General features: G+C 60.6%; 17 protein-coding genes. 12 read left to right on the top strand and 5 right to left on the bottom strand.

All coding sequences use genetic code 11. From position 1 onward, the window contains the following. The first annotated feature begins 48 nt into the window (after positions 1 to 48). The 8 genes from ON14_RS08265 to ON14_RS08230 all read left to right on the top strand — a co-directional run bounded on the left by ON14_RS08265 (position 49) and on the right by ON14_RS08230 (position 7,851). Positions 49 to 1,029 (top strand): carbohydrate ABC transporter permease, encoded by a 981-nt coding sequence (locus ON14_RS08265; protein ID WP_010204439.1) that lies wholly within the window; start codon positions 49 to 51, stop codon positions 1,027 to 1,029. After that, complete coding sequence (locus ON14_RS08260; RefSeq protein ID WP_010204438.1) at positions 1,026 to 1,955, top strand: carbohydrate ABC transporter permease; 930 nt, start codon at positions 1,026 to 1,028, stop codon at positions 1,953 to 1,955. The genes ON14_RS08265 and ON14_RS08260 overlap by 4 nt, the downstream gene beginning before the upstream one ends. Before the next feature lie 2 nt (positions 1,956 to 1,957). Beyond that, positions 1,958 to 2,281: an L-rhamnose mutarotase gene (locus ON14_RS08255; RefSeq protein ID WP_010204437.1), complete on the top strand. Its 324-nt coding sequence runs from the start codon at positions 1,958 to 1,960 to the stop codon at positions 2,279 to 2,281. Between the two features lie 76 nt (positions 2,282 to 2,357). Continuing rightward, on the top strand, positions 2,358 to 3,674 hold the full coding sequence (locus tag ON14_RS08250; protein WP_010204436.1) for an L-fuconate dehydratase: 1,317 nt from the start codon (positions 2,358 to 2,360) through the stop codon (positions 3,672 to 3,674). A gap of 513 nt (positions 3,675 to 4,187) precedes the next feature. Next, the gene (locus tag ON14_RS08245; protein WP_010204435.1) at positions 4,188 to 5,726 is read left to right on the top strand and encodes a sugar transferase; all 1,539 of its coding nucleotides are present in this window, start codon (positions 4,188 to 4,190) and stop codon (positions 5,724 to 5,726) included. A 412-nt stretch (positions 5,727 to 6,138) separates the two neighbouring features. Next, a complete protein-coding gene (locus tag ON14_RS08240) occupies positions 6,139 to 6,783 on the top strand; it encodes a peroxiredoxin-like family protein (RefSeq protein WP_010204434.1) in 645 nt (214 codons plus the stop codon). A gap of 107 nt (positions 6,784 to 6,890) precedes the next feature. Beyond that, positions 6,891 to 7,079, top strand: coding sequence for a hypothetical protein (locus ON14_RS08235; protein ID WP_010204433.1), 189 nt, complete (start codon positions 6,891 to 6,893; stop codon positions 7,077 to 7,079). A gap of 7 nt (positions 7,080 to 7,086) precedes the next feature. Further along, positions 7,087 to 7,851, top strand: coding sequence for an SGNH/GDSL hydrolase family protein (locus ON14_RS08230; protein ID WP_010204431.1), 765 nt, complete (start codon positions 7,087 to 7,089; stop codon positions 7,849 to 7,851). A gap of 50 nt (positions 7,852 to 7,901) precedes the next feature. On the opposite strand, the gene ON14_RS08225 is transcribed toward ON14_RS08230, so the two are convergent. After that, on the bottom strand, positions 7,902 to 8,519 hold the full coding sequence (locus ON14_RS08225) for a bifunctional 4-hydroxy-2-oxoglutarate aldolase/2-dehydro-3-deoxy-phosphogluconate aldolase (RefSeq protein ID WP_010204430.1): 618 nt from the start codon (positions 8,517 to 8,519) through the stop codon (positions 7,902 to 7,904). 46 nt (positions 8,520 to 8,565) lie between these two features. Further along, a complete protein-coding gene (locus tag ON14_RS08220) occupies positions 8,566 to 9,474 on the bottom strand; it encodes a sugar kinase (protein WP_010204429.1) in 909 nt (302 codons plus the stop codon). Positions 9,475 to 9,525: 51 nt separating this feature from the next. Here ON14_RS08220 and ON14_RS08215 point away from each other — a divergent pair, with 51 nt between their 5' ends. Beyond that, the gene (locus ON14_RS08215; RefSeq protein ID WP_010204428.1) at positions 9,526 to 10,263 is read left to right on the top strand and encodes an IclR family transcriptional regulator; all 738 of its coding nucleotides are present in this window, start codon (positions 9,526 to 9,528) and stop codon (positions 10,261 to 10,263) included. On the opposite strand, the gene ON14_RS08210 is transcribed toward ON14_RS08215, so the two are convergent. Next, complete coding sequence (locus ON14_RS08210) at positions 10,260 to 10,844, bottom strand: helix-turn-helix domain-containing protein (RefSeq protein WP_010204426.1); 585 nt, start codon at positions 10,842 to 10,844, stop codon at positions 10,260 to 10,262. The two genes, ON14_RS08215 and ON14_RS08210, sit on opposite strands and share 4 nt — an antisense overlap. Positions 10,845 to 10,989: 145 nt before the next feature. Here ON14_RS08210 and speB point away from each other — a divergent pair, with 145 nt between their 5' ends. Together speB and ON14_RS15840 are read left to right on the top strand one after the other, a co-directional pair. After that, entirely contained in the window at positions 10,990 to 11,946 is a 957-nt protein-coding gene (speB, locus tag ON14_RS08205) for an agmatinase (RefSeq protein ID WP_010204425.1), read from the top strand. Between the two features lie 83 nt (positions 11,947 to 12,029). Beyond that, on the top strand, positions 12,030 to 12,191 hold the full coding sequence (locus tag ON14_RS15840; protein ID WP_158000081.1) for a hypothetical protein: 162 nt from the start codon (positions 12,030 to 12,032) through the stop codon (positions 12,189 to 12,191). A gap of 34 nt (positions 12,192 to 12,225) precedes the next feature. Here ON14_RS15840 and ON14_RS08200 read toward each other — a convergent pair whose 3' ends face one another. Both ON14_RS08200 and mgrA read right to left on the bottom strand, forming a co-directional pair. Next, entirely contained in the window at positions 12,226 to 13,251 is a 1,026-nt protein-coding gene (locus ON14_RS08200; protein ID WP_010204424.1) for a DUF3179 domain-containing protein, read from the bottom strand. Positions 13,252 to 13,351: 100 nt separating this feature from the next. Beyond that, positions 13,352 to 14,380 (bottom strand): L-glyceraldehyde 3-phosphate reductase, encoded by a 1,029-nt coding sequence (gene mgrA, locus ON14_RS08195; protein ID WP_010204423.1) that lies wholly within the window; start codon positions 14,378 to 14,380, stop codon positions 13,352 to 13,354. 57 nt (positions 14,381 to 14,437) lie between these two features. Between mgrA and ON14_RS08190 the strand changes: the two genes are divergently transcribed. Further along, positions 14,438 to 15,154: a TVP38/TMEM64 family protein gene (locus tag ON14_RS08190; RefSeq protein WP_010204421.1), complete on the top strand. Its 717-nt coding sequence runs from the start codon at positions 14,438 to 14,440 to the stop codon at positions 15,152 to 15,154. The last annotated feature ends 34 nt before the right edge of the window (positions 15,155 to 15,188 follow it).

Genomic DNA, 15,188 nt, shown 5'->3' with positions numbered 1-15,188 from the left:
GAGGCCCCCACACTCTGTTCCGCTCCCCAACTCATAGGCGAGGAACACATGAGCAGCTCAACGCTAGCCACGAAAGGCACGGAGCCACCGGCTACCGGTCCCCGTGCATCCGCTACCCCGCGGCGTCACCGCACACGCCACGCAGAAGCCCGTGGCGCCTGGATTCTGCTTTCCCCCTACCTCGCGCTGCTTCTCGTTGCCGCCGCCATCCCCATCGGCTATGCCTTCTGGATCGCCCTGCAAAAAGCTCCAACACTCGTCGACCCCACCAGCGGATTCGGCGGCTTTGACTCGTTCATCACGGTAATTACCGACTATCGGTTCTCCGGAACGTTCATCAACATCTTCTCCGTCATGATCGTGTGGTTGCCGCTCATGATGGTCGGAATCGTCGGCTTGGCGTTACTGGTTCATGCCAGCCCCGGCCGTTTCGGCGACACCATGCGCTTCTTCTACTTCATTCCGGGAGCGTTGAGCGGAATCGCCAACTTCGTGCTCTGGGTTTACCTCCTTCACCCCACCCAGTCACCGCTCGCTCCCCTCTGGCAAGAAGTCGGATTCGGGTCGCTGAAAGAGATCGTCACCGACGGCAACATGCCGATGATCCTCACCGGGATGTTGTTCTTCCAAGGTGTCGGAACCTGGATCATCGTCGTCAACGGTGGGCTCAACGGCATCCCCGACGAAATCTTTGAAGCTGCCAAGATCGACGGCGCGAGCGCGTGGGACCTGGCCTGGCACATCAAGCTTCCGCTCATCCGCCCCTGGATCGGCTATGCCGCCCTCATGAACCTCGCCTACGGTTTCCAGCTCTTCCTCGAGCCCTACCTGCTGCGCCAGATTTCCTCCGGTGCGATAGCCGGCGAGTGGGCCCCAACCCAGCTGGGTTACGCCTTCGCGTTCACTAACCGAAACTTCCCCGCCGCAGCAGCACTCTCCATCATTCTGCTCGTAATCACCCTCAGCATTGGAGTCGTCATCGTGATGAAGAGCGGACTCTTCGGCGACGAAAAGGAGAAGAAGCGATGAGCAACAACGCTCCCGGCGTCGTCGGCGCCAAACACTGGACCGTAGGTCGTATCGCCCGTATCACCGTCATGGTGATCGTTGCTGCCGCCTTCATCCTGCCCATCATTGGGTTCATCGCGATGGCCTTCCGCAGTCAAGAAGGTGTGCTCGCAGGAACCGATGGTTTTCTGGGCCTCGGCGGAGTCTCCTGGGATAACGTCGTGTTCAGTTGGAGCCAGATCAATGGCTTCGGGCCCGGCGATGGTGGGCTCTTCACCCGCTGGGTAGGAAACTCCCTCGTGATCGCCGTCGTGGGCGGAGTGCTCGCCCTCGTTGCAGCGCTGCCGGCAGGGTACGCACTATCGCGACTGCGATTCCGCGGCCGCAAGGTGCTGCTCTTCGCCACCCTGCTTGCCATGGTGATGCCGAACACCGTTCTCGTTATCCCGCTGTTCCTCGAAGTGAACGCTATCGGCGCCGTCGGCCAGCTCTGGCCGGTCGCCGTCATCATGGGCTTCTTCCCCTTCGGCACCTACCTCGTCTATATCCACTTCATGACGACCATGCCGCAAGAGCTAGTAGAAGCAGCCCGCATCGATGGCCTCAGCGAGATATCCACCTTCTTCTACGTGGCACTGCCCATCTCGAAGCAAGTCATCGCCCTCGTCGCGTTCTTCTCGTTCGTGGCCAACTGGACAAACTTCTTCCTCCCCTTGGCGCTGCTGACCTCCAACCAAGAGAACAAAACCATCTCGATCGGCATCCAAGAGCTCATCGGAGCCAGCCCACTGTTCAACGCAACAGTGGCCGCCGGCCTCGACGTGAAGCTCTACATGCCCCAACTCGCGCTCGCTACGTTCATCTCCATGATCCCGCTGCTGATCGTGTTCCTCACGGCCCAGCGGTTCTTGATGCGGGGACAAACCGTTGGCGCGGTGAAGGGATAACCATGAAACGAGTAGCCCAAGTTATCGGCCTCCCACCCGAGAACCGCGACGAGTACGAGCGATACCACGCCGCCGTCTGGCCGACGATCCTTGAACGTCTCGCGGCAAGCAACATCCACAACTATTCGATCTATCGCCACGGTGACCTGCTGTTCTCGTACTTCGAATACACGGGTGACGACTACGAAGCCGATCAGGCAGCCATCGCTGCTGACCCCGAGACCCAGCGCTGGTGGGCCCTGCAAGAGCCACTGCAGCAGCCTCTGGATGATCGAGCCGAAGGCGAATGGTGGAAAGAGCTACCCGAGGTCTTCCACGTTGACTAACTAGAGCGAGCATCGACAGCGCATCACCAGCGCCTCATTTCTACATTTCAGTTCTGAGCAAGGAGAACTCTTCAGCATGACTACTATCACCAGCATTGACGTCTACGACGTGCGCTTTCCGACGTCGCTCACCGCCGACGGCTCAGACGCCATGAACAAGGATGGCGACTACTCGGCCGCCTATGTTGTACTCCGCACTGACGAAGAGGGCGTCGCGGGCTACGGCTTCACTTTCACGATTGGTCGAGGGAATGACATCTGTGCGCTCACTGCTGAACAGCGGGCGGCGCCTCTTGTTGGTCGGGATGTCGATGAGATTGTCGGCGACCTCGGTGGCATTTACCGCGAGCTGAAGTCTGATTCGCAGTTGCGCTGGCTTGGACCAGAAAAGGGCGTCGAGCACTTGGCGATGGCCGCCGTGATGAATGCCGTGTGGGACCTCGCTGCGCGTCGCGCCAACAAGCCCCTGTGGCGTCTCCTCACGGACATGACGCCCGAAGAACTTGTTGACACCGCTGACTTTCAGTACCTCACTGATGCCATCACTAAAGAGGAAGCCGTCGCAATGCTGCGCGAGCTTGCTCCCACGAAAGAACAGCGCATCGCCGAGCTCACCGAGACCGGCTACCCCTGCTACACGACGAGTGCTGGTTGGTTGGGTTACTCCGACGAGAAGCTGCGCAGGCTCTGCCAGGAGGCGGTGGATGCCGGCTACCGCCACATCAAACTGAAGGTCGGCGCGAATCTTGAGGAAGACATCCGCCGCTGCCGCATCGCTCGCGAAGTTATCGGTGACGATGCGAAGCTCATGATCGACGCCAATCAGGTGTGGGACGTCAACGAGGCCATCGATTGGGTGAAGGCGCTCGCCGAGTTTGACCCGCTGTGGATTGAAGAGCCGACGAGCCCGGATGACGTGCTTGGCCACGCTGCGATCCGCAAGGCGGTTGCCCCGATCGGTGTCGCAACGGGGGAGCACGGAATGAATCGTGTGCTCTTCAAGCAGATGTTCCAAGCCGAAGCGATCGACTTCTGCCAACTCGATTCAGCTCGACTTGCTGGGCCCAACGAAATCATCGCCGTGTATTTGATGGCCAAAAAGTTTGGCGTTCCGGTCTGCCCGCACGCTGGTGGTGTTGGGCTGTGCGAGCTTGTGCAGCATCTGTCGATCTTTGACTACGTTGCCGTGTCGGGAACTCTCGAGAACAGAGTCACGGAATTTGTAGACCACTTGCATGAACACTTCGTGGATCCGTGCATTGTTGAGAACGGCGCGTATCGCGTTCCGATGGCGCCGGGGTACTCGGCTCAGATGCACGAGTCATCGCTTGCTGAGTTCTCGTTTCCCGAAGGAAGCTATTGGCTGACGGCGGCGCGCACAGCTTCGGCATAAGGATTCACAGTGCCCGCAGATCCCCGTAATTCCGGGGCAGAACGGGGTGATTGCCGGGATAACGCCGGGTGAGTGATCGTCGCGTCAGTCTCCATTCGGGCGGCGATGACGACGGTCTCAATGGACACGACGCTAGATATTTCGGGGTGCTGGTTTCGGTCTACACCTACTCAAGATGCCCGTGTTGCGTCAATGCGACACGCCGCATGACCCCCTAACGGGGGGTGTACCGCACAAGGGTTGTGGGGGTAACTTCACTGACTACCCCCTCATTGGGGGCCAGCAACAAACAGAGCAAGCACCATCACCCGCCCCGCCAGTGCGTGCATACCCGCCCGCCTCCCCCTGCGCCCGCCCCCGCCGTGCGCCCCGAAGAGATCTATAGCAAGGCCGACACCCGAAATGTCGTGATCCCGATGCACGTGTTTTTCGATATCTCCGAAACAACTTTGCGACCAACCATCCTGAGATTTACCCCCTCAGATCGCCCGTGTTTCTCTCGAAAGTCGAGCGATGAGTGAACTGCGAAAGTTGCCTTCGCTGCGCCAACCCGCTCGCGAGCGCAATCACCTGCGGTTAGTGGGTGCCACTGAATTCCAGCAACGCTCCACAGCCGCCCGGCACCCTGAGTCCGGTCTAGTTTGGGCACGCGCCTACGAGAAAAAGTTGCTCATCACCGACGCGTGGATCATCGCACTCACCATGATCGTTGCGCTTCTCACCAGGGCCGACGTGAACCGCATCCCGCAGTTTCTTCTCGCCATCAGTCCTCTGATGTGGCTTGGCGTGATCGGTATCGCAGCGATCTGGCTTGTACTCCTGCAGATCTTTCACACGCGGGATCGCCGGGTCATCGGTACGGGGGCCGATGAGTACAAGCTGCTTATTACGGCGAGCATGGTCACGTTTGGACTGCTATCCGTCACGCTCTTGATCGTCGAAGCAGGCTACCCGGGCAAATGGGCGGTGCTCACGATTGCGGGCGGCGTGATCGTGCTTCTAGTCAGTCGCTGGTTGTGGCGGCGCTGGCTCACTCGACAACGTCGACTCGGGCGAGCACTGTCGCGTGCGGTGATTGTGGGAACGAGAACCGAAGTCGACTACGTAGTGTCAAAAATCAAAGGAAACCTGATTGCGGCATTCGCCGTTGTGGGGGTGCTGGCAGAACCCGACGCGGAAGGCTCCGCCAAGCCCGGTTCGTCAGCACGCTACGAGTTTGGTGCCCGTCAAGTGGCAGAGACCGCTGCCGAGCTCGGCGCCGACGCTGTTATCGTCGCTGGCGACCACGGTTGTGGCAATGATTTCATCCGCAATTTAGCTTGGGAGCTTGAGGGCACGGCCGCAGAGTTGATTCTTGCCTCGCGGCTCGCCAATGTCGCCGGGCCGCGCATCCACTTTCGGCCGGTGGAGGGCCTCCCTCTTATCCATGTTGAGATTCCCCAGTTTGACGGGGGAAAGCACGTGGTCAAGCGTGGCCTCGATATCGTTGTTTCCGCGATCGCACTCATCGTGCTCTCGCCACTCTTTCTCTTTCTCGCGTTAGCTGTTCGATTGGACAGCCCAGGAGAATCCTTCTTTAGTCAGGTTCGGGTCGGACGAAACTTGGAAACGTTCCGAATGTTCAAGTTTCGTTCGATGGTCTCGGATGCCTCGATAAAGCTTGCAGGACTCGTCGAACAAAACGAAGGATCCGGGGTGCTTTTCAAGCTCAAAAATGATCCACGGGTTACCCCTTTTGGGCGCTTCATCCGAAAGTATTCACTCGATGAGCTGCCACAAATCTGGAACGTGCTGAAAGGCGAGATGAGTTTGGTCGGTCCCCGCCCACCGCTACCAAGCGAAGTGAGCGCCTATGAGGGTGCCGTAAACCGAAGGATGTACATCAAACCGGGTTTGACGGGAATGTGGCAGATCAACGGCCGTTCCGATCTGAACTGGGAAGACAGCATGCGTCTCGATCTCTACTACGTTGAAAACTGGTCAGTAGTCGGGGATCTGGTCATCATGTGGCGCACTTTCAAGGTTCTCGTTCGCCCCGTTGGCGCCTATTAGCCATGCCAAACCGTACGAAACGTCGCGCTGCCTCCGACCGTCTCCAGACCACAATCGTCCTTACAACTACCGTCGGGACAGTTGTGAGGGCAAACCCGTCGCTGATGTGCGTCATGAGAGGTGGAACTCTCGTGCAGGCGTAAGTGCTCAGTAGAGAAGTCGGATCGTGAACGGGGCCGGTGGCAATCTCGGGACACCCCGGCAACCAGCGATTCCCTCTCGACGGCAACGAACGCTAAGTCCGACAGCTCGCGCGAATCGGACTGCGCCATTAGCGGCGGGCGCCCAGCTACCGTCAACCCGCTCGGAATAGTGTGAAGTGGTCACTGGTTTGCTTGTAGTGCGGCCGCGGAGAAGTGATCCGCGGAGTAGTGAATGCTCGAACCAGGAATCCTCGACGATCAGGAGCGCCTTGAATCTCACCCAGCAACTCAAAGAACGAGCCGACAACAGCGCGGCAACAAAGTCTGCCGAAGACAGTGCGACCCTCACGAACTCGGTGACTGAAGTCGAGAAGGCGGGCATCGTCAACAACGCGTTGAAAGTCGGCGACACTGCTCCCGACTTCGCACTGCCCGATGCAGCAGGCAATACCGTGCGACTCAGCGAACTGCTGGAAAACGGCCCCGTTGCTATCGCGTTCTACCGCGGCTCGTGGTGCCCCTACTGCAACATCGAGCTCAAGGCTTTGCAAGAGATGCTGCCCGAGTTCCGTGCCGCTGGGGCAACCCTCGTGGCGATCTCGCCGCAAACCCCCGACGAATCACTCTCTCTCGAAGAGAAGCACAATCTAGAATTCCCGGTGCTGTCGGATGGCGAGCTTGAGGCCATTAACGGCTTCGGCCTGCTTCACCCGGTAGACGACCGCACTAAAGAGTTTTACGAGAAATCAGGTTACGACCTCGTCAAGTCCAACGGCGCGACCGGATGGCAGCTGCCACTGCCCGCAACCTATGTGATTAAGCAAGACGGCACGATCGCCTTTGCTTTCGTCAAGGCCGACTACAAGCTTCGGGCCGAACCGTCCGATGTTGTTGATGCAGTGAAGGCGCTTTAGCAACACAACCTCGCAGCGGCGTGCTCTTGTCGAGACTGCGCCGGCCAGCCCGGGGCTACACTCCAGCGCGTGGTCGGCGCTCCACGTCTCGGGCGTAGGCTGGCAGGGTGATCGACGCTCAAGTATTCTTCGTGGCCTTCTGGGGCTGGATTTCTCTCGCGATAGTGACCGCCGGGCTGGCGGAAATGAAACGGCGCGGGCGCTGGACCTGGTTTCTGCTCGCGCTCATCTTCGGCCCCATCGCCACCGCGCTCGTTGTTATCTGGCGCCGCCCCGATTCTCCATTCGGAAAGTAGAAACCGCATGACTCACCAGTTCGCCAGCTATGTCGCTATCGGTGACAGTTTCACCGAGGGTGTCGGAGATGAATTGCCGGATGGTCGTGTGCGCGGTTGGGCAGATCAGGTGGCCCTGGGGCTCGCCCTTGCGTCGCCAACCCCTGTCACTTACGCGAACCTCGCGATTCGCGGGCGTCTGCTCGCGCCCATCGCTGGAGGCCAGCTAGCCGCAGCGGTGGCCCTCCGGCCTGAGCTGATGAGCATTAACGGTGGCGGAAACGACATCATGCGCCCCAAAGTGTCGCTGGAATCGATCACCGACCAGCTACTCGCCGCAGTCGACACGGCGACGGCCAGCGGCATCCACGTTCTGTTGCTCAGCGGTGGCAACCCGAGCAGGCACTTGCCGTTTGGTGCGCTCATGTCGACCCGGGGTGATCGTTTGGCGCAAGAAGTGATGTCGCGCGCGTCGAAAGACAACGTGACGTTCGTGAATAACTGGGCCGATCGTGAGCTTGCCGAGCTGCGCTATTGGTCGATCGACAAACTGCACCTCAATGCACGCGGCCATGCCCGGGTTGCCAGCAATGTGTTGTCGGCGCTCGAAATTCCGGTGCCTGACTTTGCTGCTGACCATGGACCAGCGGATGACGCCCGCCCCCGCAACGCGGCGTACTGGCGTGAATACGTGCTCCCGTGGATCGGCCGTCGCCTCACGGGGCGATCCTCGGGCGACAACCGCGAGCCGAAAAGCGCGACCCTGCAACCCGTGGAGATCGCGGGGCGCTAGTCGCTAGGCGCCGGGCCATATGCGGGGAGTGTCGCTGAGTGCCCGGCTGCTTAGCCGCGCGCGGCGAGCAGTTCGGCGAGTCGCGGCAGCTGGGTTTCGTCGGCGAGGGCCGAACCGACCGCAACGACCTTTGCGCCAGCGTTGAGGTATTCGCCGGCGTTGCCGGCATCCATTCCTCCGGTGGCAACAAAGCGCATCGCGGGGAACGGCCCAGCCAGGGCACCGAACCAGCTCGTGCCCAAGAGGGATGCCGGGAACGCCTTCACCCAGGTGAGGCCTGCGCTCTGCGCCGTCTGCACTTCAGTCGCGGTGGCGACTCCGGGCAGTGGGGGCATGCCCGCTTCGAGGGAGGCTCGAACGACGTCGAGGTCGAAGCCGGGGCTGACGGTGAACGCCGCTCCCGCATCCGCAGCTTGGCGCACGTGATCGAGAGTGACGACGGTTCCGGCGCCGACGGACTTGCCGAGATCTTTGCCCGCTGCGACAACGGCGCGCAGAGCCTCAACGTCTACGTCGGACTGGATCGGTACCTCTACAGAGTCGATGCCGAGCTCCCACGCTGTGCGCGCGAGCGCAACGCTGCGTTCAACGCCGAAGCCGCGAAGGATCGCCATGAGGGGCTGACCGTCGAAGAGCTGGTCGAGGGATTCGTTGGAGATCTGAGCCATGAGGAGAGCCTTTCAGGAGCGTACGAGTGAGCGGTGAGGGGAGGAACTAGAGCGTCGGAAGGTCGGTCGTGGATGTCAGCACGAGGGCCGCGCGGTCATGGCCGAGGCTGAGGCGTTGCTCGGCAGTGCGCCCGGTGAGGTAGCCACTGAGGTAGCCGGCGGCGAAAGCATCTCCGGCGCCGACAGCTTCCACGACATTAACTTTGTGGGCGGGCACGAAGACGTGGCCTTCTGCGGTGAATTCGGTGGCCCCGACGTCGCCGTCTTTGATGACCAAGAACTCCGGGCTGCCGAGCAGGGCCCGAACTTCGTCTGGCGTCGTTGTGCCCCAGAGCACTTCGGCCTCATCGAGACCGACGAGCACGATGTTGGCGCGTTGGGCTAGGGCGAGCAGTATCGGTGCCGCTTCGGCGACGGGCCAGAGGGCCGCGCGGTAGTTAACGTCGAAGCTCACTGTTGTTTTGCTATTTTCGGCACGGTCGAGCACGGCCTCGATGAGGGCGTTGCAGGTTGTCGAAAGCGAGGGGGTAATTCCGGAGATGTGCGTAATGGTCGCCTGTTCGAAGGGAACATCCGCAAGATCATCAGGGGTCATTGCTGATGCGGCAGACCCGGCACGATAGTAAATGACGCCGTTGCCGGGGTCTTTGAAGTAGAAGCCGGTGGGGGCATCCTCGCTGAATTTCACGAGGCTCGTATCGACGCCGCGCTCTCGTAATTGGCGTTCGACGCGACGCCCGAACGCGTCCGTGCCCAGGCGGCTCGCCCACGCCGCATGGTGACCCAGGGCGGAGAGGTGCACGGCGACGTTCGATTCAGCGCCGCCCGTTTCAAGGCGGAACAGTTCGGCGGTCTCGAGCGGCTCGGCGACCGTGGGCGTGATGAGCACCATCGTCTCGCCGATTGTGATGATCTCAGGCTGTTTTTTGGACTGCACCTCCCCACTATCGACCATGTGCGCAATCTGTGCAACACTGTTGCATATAGTGCAACAGTGGGAGGCTCAATGTCGCAGAGTGTTCGGCGCGCAGCGCGCATTATCGATTCAGTAGCCCGACGCCCGGCCAGCGTGAGTGAGCTTGCCGAAGAGTTCGACGTTCACCGCTCTACGATGTTTCGCGAAGTGCAATCGCTCGAAGATGTGGGGTACCTGCGCAAACGCAAGAGCGGCCAGTATGTTCTCGGCTTGCACTTGATGGCGCTGTCTCATCTGGCGGCCGAGAGCCTAGACCTGAAAGAGATCGCGCACGATCGTCTTGTTCAGCTTCATCGCACTGTCGGCAACACCATCCATCTTGCCGCCATTGTCGATCACAGCATCGTCTATGTCGACAAGGTCGAAGACACGAGCGGGGTGCGCATGTACTCGCGCATCGGCAGCGCCGTTCGCCCGTATTGCAGTGGGGTCGGCAAGGCGATCTTGGCTGAACTGCCCTCTAACGAGAGGGATGCGGTGCTGAACGGTGCCGTGTGGGAGAAATTCACCGGCAACACGCTAGCGACACGGGCTGAGCTCGACGTTGAGCTGACGCTGGTTAGCGCCCGGGGCTGGGCGGTTGATGACGGCGAGTTCGAAGACTTTGTGAACTGCATTGCTGTGCCGATTCTTAGTGCGGGCGGGGTCGTCGGGGCAATTTCGATCACCGCTATCCGCATGGCGGCCGACCTCACTGTCTTGAAGTCACACTTAGCTCTGCTTCAGAGTGTTGCGAACGAGATTTCAGCTGAATTGGGCGCAGCCTAAACTGCGCCGCTCCAGGCTGCGGGCACGAGAGTCCACAGCACTTCGGCATCCACGGTTCCGGCGTTTTTCCAGTTGTGAAGCTCACGGCCAGGAAAGGTGATGGTGTCGCCGGCGGCGAGCGCGACAGTGCGGTCGGTGAACTGGATTTCGAAATTTCCGCTGATGACGTGCACCACCTCGACGTCGCAGTTGACGGTGTAGAGCTTGTCTCCGCCGTCGGCCCCAGGCTGCAGCGTTGACCGCAGCATCTGAATCTTTGGTTGACCGCGTGGCGTGACCATGCGTTCGATTGCGCCCCGGCCGCCCATGTTGATCAGCGGGGCATCGGCGAGGGCAACGAATTCCGTTTCGGCGGCTTCAAATAGTGCACCGATGGGCAGGGACAACACCTCGCAGATGGTGAGCAGGGTTGCGACGCTCGGGGAGGTTTCGTCGCGTTCCACCCGGCTGATAAACCCTTTAGTTAGGTTGGTTGCCGCTGCCAGCTGTTCGATGGTGAGCCCTTGGGTACGGCGGCTTGAACGCAGGCGTGCACCGACTCGAACGCGGTTCTCGGATGGCGTGGGATGCACGGGACGCATGAAGTTCCTTAGGTGGAGGTGAATTCTTCTCTATCTTGACAGGCGCGGTGGATGCGGGCAGACTCGGTCACAACTTTGTTGCCTAATATGCACTTTATGTTTCGCATCAGTATCTCATTCGGACCAACGCAGGGAAGCGGCCTCCATGACTGAACGCACCGAACCAATCGGCCCCGCCGACGCCAGCATTGCACCGCGCTACGCCGGCATCGCGACATTTGCCCGCTTGCCGCGAATCGAAGACGTACCGCGTGCCGATATCGCGGTCGTCGGAATCCCCTTCGACAGCGGCGTCAGCTACCGACCAGGCGCCCGCTTCGGACCAGCGCACGTACGCGAAGCCTCACGCCTGCTTCGCCCCTATAATCCTGCGCAAGATGTCACCCCGTTCAGCACCCAACAGGTCGTGGATGCTGGCGATATTTCTGCCAACCCCTTTGACCTCAGCGAGGCTGTCGCCCAGATTCAGCAAGCCGCAACCGAACTCAGCGCCGATGGCAAGCGCCTCGTCACTATCGGTGGAGACCACACCATCGCACTGCCCCTGTTGCGGGTGGTTGCTGAGAAGCACGGGCCCATCGCGGTGCTGCACTTTGATGCGCACCTCGACACCTGGGACACCTACTTTGGTGCCCCGATAACGCACGGTACCCCGTTCCGTCGCGCCTCAGAAGAAGGCCTCATCGACATGCACGCGAGCATGCACGTGGGCATCCGCGGTCCGCTATATTCGCGCGATGACCTTCGTGATGACGAACGCCTCGGCTTTGCAATCATCTCTAGCGCTGAGCTTGAGACCGAAGGGTTGCAGAGTGCAATTGAGCGGACGCTCGCCCGCCTCGGTGATCGCCCCGTCTACGTTTCGGTCGACATCGATGTGCTCGACCCCGCCCACGCGCCCGGCACCGGAACTCCCGAGGCCGGCGGAATGACCAGCCGCGAACTGCTCGCGATGCTGCGTGCACTACGCAACGTCAACATCGTCGGAGCCGACGTTGTCGAAGTCGCCCCCGCTTACGACCATGCCCAGATCACCGCCGTGGCCGCATCCCATGTCGCCTACGAAATCATCTCGGCGATGACCCCGGCCACTGACGACTAGACATTAGAGGGCGCGAAGGGCCGCGCGCTGACGTGCTACGCGACGAATGGATTCTTCCTCGGTTATGCGTCTAGGCTGGCAGCATGTCCAAGCTCACGGTGTTCCTCTATCGCCTCGGCGCTACGGCGGCAAATGTTGCGCAGAGCTTCTTGCAAGCGTCTGGCGGGGGCAACGGCGATCCTCAGGTCTTCGACGAGACCGCGAAGGACGAGCGGGACTCGAAGCGCGCGAACGATTCGAGCTAAGCGAGCGACCTGCGAACGCTGTCGCTTGCCGGAACTACCGCGTGGGATCGAACACCTGACCGCCGTCGTTCTGCACGGCCCAGCTGAACCACATTTCGAAGTAGAACGGGATCTCCGCCCCATCCGGCCCGGCTATGTGCAGTTCGCCGTCGGTTTGCTCTAGGGAGACCGTCTCGTCAGCAATCGTCGCGTCGTAGCTCTCACCGTCTTCGAGCTTCAACCACGGGGCCGCTACGGCGATGTCACCCACGGTGAAGGCTACGAAGATCTCTTTAGCGGGGTAGCGGTCATCTACCCGGCTCGGCACGAAGTAGAAGCTTTCGCTGTCGTCATACCCGGCGTAAGGGTTGTTGGCGTAGTCGCGCGTGTGCCCAGTGGCTTCGCTGAGCACCAGGGCTTGCGGATAGCGGTCCTTGATCTCTCCGAGACTGAGCAGTTGGAAACTGCGCAATTCGAGTTCGCTGGGGTAGTGCTCTCCAGCCAACGCCTTGCCGGTGCTCTGCTGCCAGAGTGTCTCGGTTTCGCGATCGAACATGATCATGTTGCTCTCGAGAAGTCCGCCGCTGACCCCAAACGTAGTAACGGTGCCCTTAGGCAGCACGCTGTCATAGACGGCGGCGCTGCCGCAGAGCGGGCAGAAACTAACGGCGATTGGTGAACCGTCGATTGTGTCGTTCACGATTTCGTGCCAGACCAAGATGTTGTAGGGGTACGCCTTGGTCTCAGTGTCGCCCTGAACCAGAATGGCGAGCACGTCATCCGGATGCTCGAAGTTGGCGACTGGCTCAAAGCGGGGCTCATCGATCGCCGGGATTCCATCTTTTGGCGGGCCGCCGCTGAGTGCTTGGCTGATCGCAGGGTCTGCCTGCGACCAGTCAGTGGAAGCAAAGCCCTGTTCAAGGAAGAGCGGAATGTTGGCGGTGTTCGGTGAAGAGTCTGTCGTTTCGGATGAACTGCTCGGCGCGCTGGTGTTGCTTGCGCTCAGAGCGATGCCAGCGATGATGGCGCCGATTCCCACCACAGCGCTGGTGATCATGATTGCTGTTGTTTGCTTCTTCATGAGCTGACTCCCGGCCCTGGCGTGGTGTTCGCCAAGGGTAGAAGGATCCAGCTATCGGTGTCTGTGAAGTGGCACACAGAACCGTCGACCGCTGTGCCGCTTAGGAAACCGCGCTCGATGCCGCCCACAGGTTGATGTCGGCATCTTTGGCGTGTTCGTCGATCGCTGCCAACTCGGCGGGCTCGAATTCGAGGTTCTGAACCGCAGCGAGGTTCTGCTCAAGCTGGCTTACACTCGAAGCGCCGATGAGAGCAGAGGTGACGCGCTCATTGCGCAGCGCCCACGAGATGGCGAGTTGCGCGAGGGACTGCCCGCGACCGGCAGCGATGTCGTTGAGGGCCTTCACGCGACCGAGAGTTTCATTGTTGATCATTCCCGACTTGAGCGAGCCACCCTTAGCGGCGCGGGAGTCGGCAGGAATCTCGCCAAGGTAGCGGTCAGTCAGCAGACCCTGGGCGAGTGGGGAGAAAGCGATAACGCCCAAGCCGAGTTCGTCGACGGTGTCGAGCAATCCGTCTTCGACCCAGCGATTGAACATGGAGTAGGAGGGCTGGTGAATAACCAAGGGTGTTCCGAGATCGTTCATGATGCGCACCGCTTCGCGCGTGAGCTCTGGCGAATAGCTTGAGATACCCGCATAGAGTGCGCGACCCGACGTCACTGCGGTATGCAGGGCGCCCATCGTCTCCTCGAGAGGAGTGTCGGGGTCGGCGCGGTGGGAGTAAAAGATATCGACATAGTCGAGGCCAAGTCGGTTCAGCGACTGGTCAAGGCTCGCGAGCAAGTATTTGCGCGAACCCATCACACCGTAGGGGCCCGGCCACATGTCGTAGCCGGCCTTGCTGGAGATGATCATCTCGTCGCGGTACGGCAAGAAATCTTCGCGCAGAATCTGGCCAAAGTTCGACTCAGCAGAACCGGCGGGCGGGCCGTAGTTATTTGCGAGGTCAAAGTGGGTGACGCCGAGATCGAAGGCCCGGCGAAGAATGGCACGCTGGTTGGCGATCGGCTTGTCGTCGCCAAAGTTTTGCCACAGCCCGAGCGAGACTGCTGGCAGTTTCAGGCCACTGCGACCTACTCGGCGGTACGGCATCGGTTCGTAGCGGGATTCATTAGCGGCATAGACCATCTGGTTATGCTGACACATCACACTGCGAGAAGCCGTGGGAGACGTAACATTGGCCTAATGACAAAGACCCGCACCTCTACTCTGTGGCGCGCTGGCGTGCTTGGCATTATTCTCGTGACGATCGTGATTCTGGCGTTTACTGTGCAGATTCCTTCGGCGGATGAGATCCACGAGCTAACCCAGAGTGCAGGAACTCTCGGGATTGCCATCTTCGTGATCGGCTATGCGCTGCTCACTCTGACTCCGGTTCCGAAGGGCGTGCTGAGCGTCGCTGGCGGGGTTGCCTGGGGAATGTGGATCGGCACTCTTATCGTGTTGATCAGTGCACTAATTGGTGCGGCTCTCTCGTTCTGGCTTGGCAGAATCCTGGGCCGGGATGCGGTCGAACATTTCACCGGTGGGCGAGTGCGCGCTGTCGACGACATGTTGCAGCGCCGCGGTCTGCTCTCCGTGATTGCGTTGCGACTGATTCCGGTGCTCCCCTTCACGCTCATTAACTACGCGGCAGGGCTGACCGCGGTGCGCATCCGGGACTACGCGCTCGGTACTGTCATCGGAATTATCCCGGGAACCCTCGCCTACGTTGCCGTCGGGGCGTACGGGGCAGACCTCGACAGCGGGCTCTACATCGCACTTGGTGCACTCGGCGTTCTCACGATTGGTGGGGTCCTCATTGCGCACCGCCTCCGCAAAGATGGTCACGACGACGATGCCGCAAGCGACGCCCCAACCGCGCCACCTGCTGCAGCGCAGGTTGCGCCAGAGCAGGCCTAGCCGTGATGGATGCGCGGCGGCGCGGCATTTAGCG

It is taken from the genome of Salinibacterium sp. PAMC 21357 (assembly GCF_000247645.1).
Classification (GTDB): Bacteria; Actinomycetota; Actinomycetes; order Actinomycetales; family Microbacteriaceae; genus Rhodoglobus.
This window is presented reverse-complemented; position numbering and strand designations above follow the sequence as displayed.

What these genes read in the sequence shown, in the direction of transcription:
- ON14_RS08190 (WP_010204421.1), top strand. Translation starts at nt 14,438, where the DNA reads ATGACAAAGACCCGCACCTCTACTCTGTGGCGCGCTGGCGTGCTTGGC.
- ON14_RS08225 (WP_010204430.1), bottom strand. Translation starts at nt 8,519, where the DNA reads ATGGCTCAGATCTCCAACGAATCCCTCGACCAGCTCTTCGACGGTCAG.
- speB (WP_010204425.1), top strand. Translation starts at nt 10,990, where the DNA reads ATGACTGAACGCACCGAACCAATCGGCCCCGCCGACGCCAGCATTGCA.
- ON14_RS08250 (WP_010204436.1), top strand. Translation starts at nt 2,358, where the DNA reads ATGACTACTATCACCAGCATTGACGTCTACGACGTGCGCTTTCCGACG.
- mgrA (WP_010204423.1), bottom strand. Translation starts at nt 14,380, where the DNA reads ATGGTCTATGCCGCTAATGAATCCCGCTACGAACCGATGCCGTACCGC.
- ON14_RS15840 (WP_158000081.1), top strand. Translation starts at nt 12,030, where the DNA reads ATGTCCAAGCTCACGGTGTTCCTCTATCGCCTCGGCGCTACGGCGGCA.
- ON14_RS08230 (WP_010204431.1), top strand. Translation starts at nt 7,087, where the DNA reads ATGACTCACCAGTTCGCCAGCTATGTCGCTATCGGTGACAGTTTCACC.
- ON14_RS08210 (WP_010204426.1), bottom strand. Translation starts at nt 10,844, where the DNA reads ATGCGTCCCGTGCATCCCACGCCATCCGAGAACCGCGTTCGAGTCGGT.
- ON14_RS08265 (WP_010204439.1), top strand. Translation starts at nt 49, where the DNA reads ATGAGCAGCTCAACGCTAGCCACGAAAGGCACGGAGCCACCGGCTACC.
- ON14_RS08200 (WP_010204424.1), bottom strand. Translation starts at nt 13,251, where the DNA reads ATGAAGAAGCAAACAACAGCAATCATGATCACCAGCGCTGTGGTGGGA.
- ON14_RS08255 (WP_010204437.1), top strand. Translation starts at nt 1,958, where the DNA reads ATGAAACGAGTAGCCCAAGTTATCGGCCTCCCACCCGAGAACCGCGAC.
- ON14_RS08245 (WP_010204435.1), top strand. Translation starts at nt 4,188, where the DNA reads ATGAGTGAACTGCGAAAGTTGCCTTCGCTGCGCCAACCCGCTCGCGAG.
- ON14_RS08220 (WP_010204429.1), bottom strand. Translation starts at nt 9,474, where the DNA reads ATGGTCGATAGTGGGGAGGTGCAGTCCAAAAAACAGCCTGAGATCATC.
- ON14_RS08260 (WP_010204438.1), top strand. Translation starts at nt 1,026, where the DNA reads ATGAGCAACAACGCTCCCGGCGTCGTCGGCGCCAAACACTGGACCGTA.
- ON14_RS08215 (WP_010204428.1), top strand. Translation starts at nt 9,526, where the DNA reads ATGTCGCAGAGTGTTCGGCGCGCAGCGCGCATTATCGATTCAGTAGCC.